Origin of the sequence: Halovivax sp. (assembly GCA_007119345.1) — an archaeon.
In the GTDB taxonomy this organism is placed as follows: Archaea; Halobacteriota; Halobacteria; order Halobacteriales; family Natrialbaceae; genus Halovivax.
The window spans coordinates 1-6588 of record SKPV01000141.1 but is presented as its reverse complement, the minus strand read 5'-3'; the positions used below and the strand labels follow the sequence as shown (position 1 = coordinate 6588).

Genomic DNA, 6588 nt, shown 5'->3' with positions numbered 1-6588 from the left:
TCCTGATGGTGCTCGCCGTCTCGGGGGGCGCCGGTCCCTTCACGACGATCGCGTTCTTCTTCGTGGCCGCTGCGATCGTCTTCGCGGCGCTCACGGCGGCCGGCAGCGCCATCGAGGTGGGACTCGTCCGACCGATCTACGACCGCACGCCGATGTACCAGATCCTGCTGACGTTCGGCGTGGCGCTCATTCTGGAGGAGCTGACCCGGATCGTCGCCACGCTCCAGGGCGTTCAGCCGGAACCGCAGTGGCTGGCGCCGATGGGAACGATCCCGGGAGCGCTGTCCCGCCGGTACGACGTCTTCGGCGCGAACATCCGGGGACTGTACCTCTTCGAGATCGTTCTCGGGGCGGTCGTCGCGCTCGGCGTCTACCTGTTCCTCACGCGGTCGCTGTACGGGCTGTACATCCGCGCGGGCAGCGAGGATCCCGAGATGGTCGAGGCGCTCGGCGTCGACGTCCGCAAGGCGTTCACGATCGTCTTCGGCCTGGGGACGGGGCTCGCCGGGCTCGGCGGCGTCCTCCTCATGTGGGACCCGCTGTGGGGCCCGAGCGTCCTGTTGAACATCGACGTGTTGCTGTACGCGTTCGTCGTCGTCATCATCGGCGGCCTCGGCTCGTTCAAGGGCACCCTCGTCGCGGCCGTGATCGTCGGCGTCGCCGACTCGTTCACGACGTGGCTGTTCACGACCGGCATCGTCGACAACCCGGGGCTGCCCGCGGTGACGATCTTCCTGCTGCTGGTGATCGTCCTGATCGTCCGCCCGCAGGGGATCTTCGGCGTCGAGGAGGTGGGCGGCCATTAGCCCGCCCGCCGACGACCGGCCCGACGAGGGGCGGTCGACTGACGCCGAACCCGTCGACGACCGGCCGGCCAAACCGGACGCGGCTCCCGAGTCCGTCGACCGGCTCGTCGCCGACGGCGGCGAATCCGCCGACAGGAGCGCCACCGACGGGGGCGCGGACGCCGCCGCGAGCGACACCCTCGAGGTCGACCGCGAGGAGACGGACGATCCCGCGGTCGCCGAGGGCGACGGCGAGGGGTGGCTCCGCCAGTACGCGCGCGACCACGTCGCCCACGCGCTGGTGATCGCCGCCTTCCTCGTCTACCCGCCGATCTACGTGGGGCTGCAGGGGACCGCGGTCGGCGCCGAGGTGAACGCGTTCCTGCCCGGGCTGACGTTCCTGATCACCATGCTCTACCTCGGACTGTTCGCGATGAGCTTCGACTTCGTCAGCGGCTACACCGGCTACCTCTCGTTCGGCCACGCCGCGTTCTTCGGCGTCGGCGCCTACTTCGTCGTCCTCGCGGCGAACGACCAGGTCCCGCTCGTGCCGGAGGGGACGCCGTTCATGCTCACGATGGTCATCGGGGCGACCCTGGCGTTTCTCGTCGCGCTCGCGATCGGCGCCGTCTCGTTTCGGCTGACGGGCGTCTACTTCGCGATGCTCACGCTCGGGTTCGCGCAGGTGATGTACGAGGCGATCCGCCACTGGGGGTACGTCAGCTCGAACCCGCGCGAGGGCGCGACCGTCACCGGCGACGCGCTCGCCGTCGGCGTCCCCTACGTCGACGCGCTCCAGGTCGGCGTGGGCCGGCTCGCCGGGGACAGCTTCGAGAACGTCCTCGGGATGGGGTTCGACGTGTCGGCGACGATGACCTCGTACTACGCGCTCGCGCTGATCGTCGTGCTCTGCTACTTCGCGATGCAGCGCATCATCCACTCGCCGTTCGGGCGGGTGATGATCGCCATCCGCGAGAACGAGGAGCGCGCCCAGGCCATCGGCTACGACGTCTTCTGGTTCAAGATGGGCGCGTTCGCCGCGAGCGCGTTCTTCGCCGGGATCGCCGGCGGGCTCTTCGCAGCCTACTACCGGTCGGTCTCGCCGGAGAACACGTTCTTCTTCCTGGTGACGGCCGACGCGCTCATCGTCACCATCATCGGGGGCATCGGCACCCTCGCGGGCGCCCTGTTCGGGACGGTCTTCCACGAGTGGCTTGGGGACGTGCTCTCCTCCGAGAGCGGCGGCCTCGCGCCCTACCTGCGGGGGACGCTCCCCGACGGCGTGCTGACGGCCGACGTCGCCGGCTTCAGCGTCGCCGACCTGATCAACGCGACCGTCGCCGGCCGCGCGCCGCTGTACCTCGGGATCGTCTTCGTGCTGTTCGTGCTGTTCGTGCCGAACGGCCTGCTCGGTACCGTCCGCGACCGCCTCGGCGGCACGGTCGCGAAGCGACTCCCCGATCACCTCGAGCGATACCGGCGCTGACCGCGTCGGCCGCTCGCCCCAGTGCGACACAGACACCATGACGCTCTCGATCCACCCGCGAGCCGACCAGTACGGACCGCGCGTCGCCGTCGTCGACAGCGTTGCGTCGGAGACGCAACGTGAAGACGGCGACGAGACGATCAGCTACGCCGACCTCGCCGCGCGGGCGGACGCCCACGCCGCCCGGCTCGCCGACCGCGGCGTCGGCGAGGGCGACGCCGTCTGCGTCGTCTCCCGGAACCGGCCCGAGCTGCTCGGGCTGTTCTACGGCTGCCTGGAGGTCGGTGCGGTGCTCGCGCCGATCTCCCACCGGCTGCCCGCCGACGCCGCCGCGACGCTGCGCGAGCGGATCGACCCCGCGCTGACGCTCTACGAGGAGCGGTTCGCCGGGCTCGTCGGAGGCGGCGACGGAGCGTCGTCGCGGACCGAGGCCGACTCGACCGACGCTGGTCCCGTCGAGGACCTCGACGCGTTCGCGGCTGACGAGCCGTCGGCCGATCCCGACGACTTGAACCGGGTCGATCGCGACCCCGACCGTCCCGTCCTCTACCTGCACACCGGCGGCACGACGGGCGTCCCGAAGGTCGTCGTCCTGCCCTATCGGCAGGTGGAGTGGAACTGCATCACCGAGGTCGCCGCCTGGGGGCTCGGCAAGGGGGACGTCTCGCCGGTGCTCCTGCCGCTGTTCCACACCGGCGGCTGGAACCTGCTGACCCTCCCGACGCTCTACGTCGGGGGCCGAGTCGTCCTCCACCGGGAGTTCGACCCGGACGAAGCGCTGGCCGGAATCGAAGCGGAGGGCGCGACCCACGTCTTCGGGGTCGCGGCGATCTTCCAGGCGATGGCCGCCTCGGAGCGCTTCGAGGAGACCGACTTTGCCACCGTCGACTGGTTCATGAGCGGGGGCGGACCCACCCCGGCCGAGGTGTTCGAGGCCTACGAGGCCCGGGGCCAGCGGTTCAGCCAGGGCTACGGCCTCACGGAGGGCGGGCCGAACAACCTCTACCTGGACCCAGACCGGGAGGTGGCTCCCGAGACGCGCCGCGCGAGCGTCGGCCGGCCGTTCCCCGACTGCGAGACGCGGATCGTCGACGCGGACGGCGAGCCGGTGGCCCCCGGCGAGGTGGGTGAGTTGGAGATCCGCGGGCCGATGACGGCGGCCGGCTACCTCGAGACGGAGGACGGCACCTTCGACGGGGGATGGGTCTCCACCGGCGACCTCGCGCGGGTCGACGAGAACGGCGACCACTACATCACCGGCCGCACCGACAACATGTTCGTCAGCGGCGGCGAGAACGTTTATCCCGAGGAGATCGAAGATCCCCTCTCGCGCCACGAGGCCGTCGCGGACGTCGGCGTCGTTGGCGTTCCCCACGAGAAGTGGGGGACGGTGCCGAAGGCGGTCGTCGAACCCGTCGAGCCCGACGACGGCGCCACGGACGGGATAGACGATCCGTTCGAGGGCCTGGGCGAGGAGCTCGAGGCGTACTGCCGCGAGCGCCTCGCCGACTTCCAGGTCCCCCACGCCTTCGAATTCGTCGAGGAGCTGCCGGCCAGCGGGCCCGGTAAGCTCGACCGGGGCGAGCTGGAGGCGCGGTACGGCGATGGCGGTGGGGCTGACGCCGATACGGATGACGCGGCGGATGTCGAGGACGACGGACGTGGGAGCGTCGACGACGACTCCGGGGGTGCCGGCGCGTGAGGACGGTCGGGCTGACGGGCTACGGTCGGTACTTCCCCGACGAGACCATCACTGGTCCCGAGATCGCCGAGCGCAGCGGGATCCCCGAGGAAGTCGTCGTCGAGAAGATGGGTCTGCAGGAAAAGCGCGTCTGCCCGCCCGACGAGGACCACGTCACCGACATGTGCGTCGCGGCGGGCGAGGCGGCGCTCGAGGATGCGAAGGTCGATCCGGCGGAACTCGACCTCGTGTGCTACCACGGCAGCGAGTACAAGGACTACGTCGTCTGGTCCGCCGCGGCCGATATCGGCGAGCGCCTGGGCGCCGAGAACGCCTACGCCACCGAGAGCCACACCCTCTGTGCGAGCGCGCCGGTCGCGATGCGACAGGCGGCCGCCCAGCTGCGCGTCGGCGACGTCGACCGGGCGTTACTGGTCGCCGCGAGCCGCGAGGAGGATCTCATCGACTACGAGAACCAGCGCTCGTCGTTCATGTTCAACTTCGGGAGCGGGGCCTCCGCGATGGTGCTCGAGGCGACTCCCGGCGACCGGGCGCGGGCGATCGTCCACGAGCACGCCGCCGTCACCGACGGCTCGTTCGCCCGGGACGTGATCGTGCACGCCGGGGGCTCGCTGGAGCCGCCGAGCCGGGAGACGGTCGCGGAGGACCGGCACACCCTCGACGTCCCCGACCACGAGGGCATGAAAGAGCGCCTCGCCCCCGTCTCGCTGCCGAACTACCTCGAGGTGGCCGACGCGGCGCTGGAGCGCTCGGGCTTCGATCGCTCGGACCTCGACTTCGTCGCGCTCACCCACATGAAGCGGTCGTTCCACGAGACCGTCTTCGACGAGCTGGGACTGGACCCCGAGACGGACGGCCACTACCTCTCCGAGTACGGTCACGTCCAGAGCGCCGACCCGATCATCGCGCTGGAGGAGGGTCGTCGGGCGGGGCTGCTGGAGTCCGGCGACGTGGTCGGGTTCCTCGCCGCGGGGACGGGCTACACCTGGTCGGCGTCGGTACTGACCTGGCGGGGATGACTCCGTCGGGAACTCGCCGGCGTCTCGCATCGGATGAGCGGTTCGGCCGACGGCCCGCCGAGACCGAGGGAAACCGCCGCCGGCCGGTACGGCGGCGATTCGCCGTCGCTCGAGACCGCGGTTGGCTCTCGTGATCGCTACCGCGCCGCTCGGATCGTCGGCGTGAGGACGCGCCACATGATTCGCGGGGAGAACAGCGTCGTCGGCGGTCGTTCCAGCATGAGCACCCGCACGAACGCCTCCCGGAGCACCTCGTCGTCGTGGGCCCCTCGCAGCAGGCGCGAGACGTACCGGTTACTCAGGTCGGTGCCGCGAGGCTTCGGGCCCGCCGTTTGCGGAAATGCGAAGTCCCCGCCGACGGACAGCCGCCAGGCGGCGTCGACGACGTCCTGGATCCGGTCGAAGTACCGAAGCGCGAGCTCCTCGCGGCCACCGTCCGCGAGGGCGTGATGGAGCACCAACGCCTCCAGGGCCGCCACCGACATCCCCTGGCCGTAGATCGGATTGAAACTGGTGAGCGCGTCACCGACGACCAGCAGGCCGTCCGGAAATCGCTCGAGGTCCTCGTAGCGCCGCCGGATGCTGGTCGGGAACGGATAGTGCTCGACGTCCTCGCCGACCCAGGTCCGCGCGTCGAGATATCGCTCGAAGTGCGGGATGGGAAGGTCCGCGGCGAACTCGATCAGGCCGTCCCGGTCCGTCGGCGGGTGGTCGCCGTGCAGGCCGAACAGGGTCACGAGGCGACCCCCGTTTTCGACCGGAAACGTCGACCCGCCGCGGGGGAGCCCGGGTGATGGGGCCGCCAGGATCATCCGCCGATCGTCGGCGGGCCGTTCGACGTGCGCCGTGCTGTAGGCCATGTCGACGCGGACCTCGTCGGTCTCCGGCGCGTCGTAACCGCGCGCCTCCAGCCACGTCGGCGTCCGGGACGTCCGCCCGGTCGCGTCGACCACCAGGTCGGCGTCGAGTTCCTCCGAGCCGCCGTCCGGCGAGGCGACCTCGACTCCCCGCACGGTCGCGGCGGAGCCCTCGACGAGGTACCCGGTCCACCGACAGTTCGCGCGGATCGTGACGCCGTCGAGTTCGGCGACGCGTCGCCGCACCACCTGTTCGAAGAGCGGCCTGGTCGCGAAGTACAGCGGGAGCCGTCGCGTCCCGTCGGCGAGGAAATCGCCCTCCTGAAACTGCACCACGTCGCGCGAGCCGTCGAGGATCACGCCACCCGCCCCGGCGAACTCCTCGCCGAATCCGGGAAAGAGGTCCTCGAGGACGACGCGGCCCGCCTCGAGCAACAGGTGCACGTGCCGACCCTGGGGGACGCCCCTGCGAGCGACCGGTTCGGTCGGGCTCGGATCTCGCTCTATCACGGTCACCTCCCGAAACCGATCCGCGAGGACGCGGGCCGTCAGGAGCCCGGCGATGCTCCCGCCCACCACGACCGCCTCCCCCGCCGCGTCGGCGTTCCGAGGAGAACGATACCTCGGAACCGTTGCTAACGTCATCTCTGGTACCTCGTCCTCGATACTCCCCATCGTATGATAAGCGTTGACGCATGCCTCGCTCGGCTACCCGCGCACTGACGCGGCGTCCCGACCG

At 70.6% G+C, this 6588-nt stretch carries 5 protein-coding genes; 4 read left to right on the top strand and 1 reads right to left on the bottom strand.

The window, feature by feature from the left end; translation table 11 throughout:
• From QZT59_RS09760 to QZT59_RS09745, 4 genes are all read left to right on the top strand, one after another.
• On the top strand, positions 1–806 hold an 806-nt coding region (locus QZT59_RS09760; RefSeq protein WP_290814941.1), incomplete at its 5' end, for a branched-chain amino acid ABC transporter permease.
• A gap of 280 nt (positions 807–1086) precedes the next feature.
• A complete protein-coding gene (locus tag QZT59_RS09755) occupies positions 1087–2271 on the top strand; it encodes a branched-chain amino acid ABC transporter permease (protein WP_290814939.1) in 1185 nt (394 codons plus the stop codon).
• 37 nt (positions 2272–2308) lie between these two features.
• Positions 2309–3973 (top strand): AMP-binding protein, encoded by a 1665-nt coding sequence (locus tag QZT59_RS09750; protein WP_290814936.1) that lies wholly within the window; start codon positions 2309–2311, stop codon positions 3971–3973.
• Positions 3970–4992, top strand: coding sequence for a 3-oxoacyl-ACP synthase (locus QZT59_RS09745; protein WP_290814933.1), 1023 nt, complete (start codon positions 3970–3972; stop codon positions 4990–4992). Before QZT59_RS09750 ends, QZT59_RS09745 begins: the two co-directional genes overlap by 4 nt.
• 137 nt (positions 4993–5129) lie before the next feature.
• On the opposite strand, the gene QZT59_RS09740 is transcribed toward QZT59_RS09745, so the two are convergent.
• Positions 5130–6524, bottom strand: a complete 1395-nt coding sequence (locus QZT59_RS09740; RefSeq protein ID WP_290814930.1) for an NAD(P)/FAD-dependent oxidoreductase — start codon at positions 6522–6524, stop codon at positions 5130–5132.
• Between the last annotated feature and the right edge of the window lie 64 nt (positions 6525–6588).

Excerpts from the sequence above, each read along its gene's own strand:
- QZT59_RS09740 (WP_290814930.1), bottom strand. The coding sequence starts at position 6,524 with ATGGGGAGTATCGAGGACGAGGTACCAGAGATGACGTTAGCAACGGTT.
- QZT59_RS09750 (WP_290814936.1), top strand. The coding sequence starts at position 2,309 with ATGACGCTCTCGATCCACCCGCGAGCCGACCAGTACGGACCGCGCGTC.